Below are 1,652 nucleotides of genomic sequence, written 5' to 3'. Positions count from 1 at the left end.
ATGCTGATGCGGCTGGAGAGAGCCGAGCGGCTCGGCCTGACCTATGAGGAATACACGCTCGAGATCCTCGAGCGCGGCCGCCACCTCGGAGAAGGGGACGCCGAACGGATTGCCGAAATCCGCAGCGCACGGAAACGAAGGCGGTTCAGCCATCTGGCGTGACACAGGTCTTCGCCGCGTCGCCGACGTTCACGTTTAGGGAATATGCCGCAACCATGAGTTCCATAAAAATCAGCACTCTGAATGAGGCCGCCGAGACGGAAAAACTGTTGGCCGCGCTTCTGGTCGAGACCGTGGCCGGCGGCGGCTCGGTGAGCTTCATGCATCCGTTGGCACAGGATGCGGCGGAGGCCTTCTGGCGGAAGTCGCTTGCCGCAGCTGCGCGAGGCGAACGGGTGGTGCTTGGCGCATGGGACAGCGAGGTCCTTGCCGGCACGGTCACCTTGCTGCTCGACTTCCCTCCCAACCAGCCGCACCGGGCCGAGATCGCCAAGCTGATGACCCGCCTCGACCGTCGCGGCCAGGGCGTGGCGACCCGGCTGATGCGGGCGGCGGAAGACATCGCCGTGGAGCGCGGCCGCACCTTGCTGGTTCTGGACACGGCAAGCGAGGAGGGAGCCTCCGGTCTCTACGAGAAGCTCGGCTTCACGCTGACAGGTGAAATCCCCGACTTCGCTCTGAAGCCGCATGGCGGATTGACTGGCACGCTGATCTACTGGAAACGGATCGACGCAAGCCTACAGAGCGTCGATTCCGGCGAGGCGTGACAGCAGCCACAGACGAAAATCCTGCTCGGCCTGGGTCAGTCCCGCGGCCGAAGCGCGGGTCAGGAAATGGCCCGAGCTGCTGGAGAGCTCGAAGCCGGAAAGCGCCACAAGCGCCTTGCCGGCAAGTGCCGCATCGATCAGCGGCCTGGAGCCCAACAGGGCGCCGGCGCCGGCCTTGGCCGCCTCCATGGCGGCAACGAAACTGTCGAAGCGGTGCGAACGTCCAGTATGTCCCGGCACGCCGGCAGCGGTAAACCATTCGGCCCACATCTCGCGCGCGCCGGCGACCAGGAGCAAGGGCAGGGATGTCCAGTCCGTATTGCCGGCCAGCGCCGGAGAGGCGACCGGCACCAGCCGCTCAACGGTCAGCCTGTCGGCCTCGCGGCCGGGGAAGTTTCCGTTGCCGAAGCGGATATCGAGCGCCGAGCCCGGCTGGTCGTAGTCGGCGGGACGATGGATGGTCACCACGTCGAGCTGGATCCGCGGCAGGGCTCTCGCCAGGTCGGGGAGCGCAGGCACGAGCACCAGCAAGGCAAAGGAGATCGGCACCCGCACCGCCACGGTCTGGACGGCGCGCGGCTCGAACAATTCCGTGGTGCTGTTGGCGATGGTGGCGAAGGCCGACTGGATGTGGGGAAGATAGGCGGCGCCCTCAGGCGACAGCGCGACACCGCGGGCAAGACGCACGAACAGCCTGGTCTTCAGCCGCTGTTCGAGGGCGCGAATGTGCTGGCTGACGGCCGCCTGCGTCAGGCCGAGTTCGGCCGCCGCGGCGGTGAAGTTCGAAAGCCGCGCCGCCGCCTCGAAGCTGCGCAACCAGTCGAGCGGAGGCAAGGCGTCGGCAACTCTTCCAGCCATTAGAATTCTATAGCCATAGTCTGCAAA

The 1,652-nt window shown here is 66.3% G+C and carries 2 protein-coding genes; one reads left to right on the top strand and one right to left on the bottom strand.

All coding sequences use genetic code 11. From position 1 onward, the window contains the following. Positions 1-215 precede the first annotated feature (215 nt). Positions 216-767: a GNAT family N-acetyltransferase gene (locus EN742_RS34320; protein WP_127407285.1), complete on the top strand. Its 552-nt coding sequence runs from the start codon at positions 216-218 to the stop codon at positions 765-767. Here the strand turns inward: EN742_RS34320 and EN742_RS34315 are convergent. Continuing rightward, the gene (locus EN742_RS34315) at positions 738-1,625 is read right to left on the bottom strand and encodes a LysR family transcriptional regulator (protein WP_126053967.1); all 888 of its coding nucleotides are present in this window, start codon (positions 1,623-1,625) and stop codon (positions 738-740) included. The genes EN742_RS34320 and EN742_RS34315 overlap by 30 nt on opposite strands. Between the last annotated feature and the right edge of the window lie 27 nt (positions 1,626-1,652).

The sequence above is a fragment of the Mesorhizobium sp. M4A.F.Ca.ET.020.02.1.1 genome, assembly GCF_004022645.1.
In the GTDB taxonomy this organism is placed as follows: Bacteria; Pseudomonadota; Alphaproteobacteria; order Rhizobiales; family Rhizobiaceae; genus Mesorhizobium.
The sequence above is the reverse complement of the archived record's forward strand: the minus strand, read 5'-3'. Positions and strand labels throughout refer to the sequence as shown.

Coding starts and splice junctions, on each gene's coding strand:
- EN742_RS34315 (WP_126053967.1), bottom strand. CDS start 1,625: ATGGCTGGAAGAGTTGCCGACGCCTTGCCTCCGCTCGACTGGTTGCGC.
- EN742_RS34320 (WP_127407285.1), top strand. CDS start 216: ATGAGTTCCATAAAAATCAGCACTCTGAATGAGGCCGCCGAGACGGAA.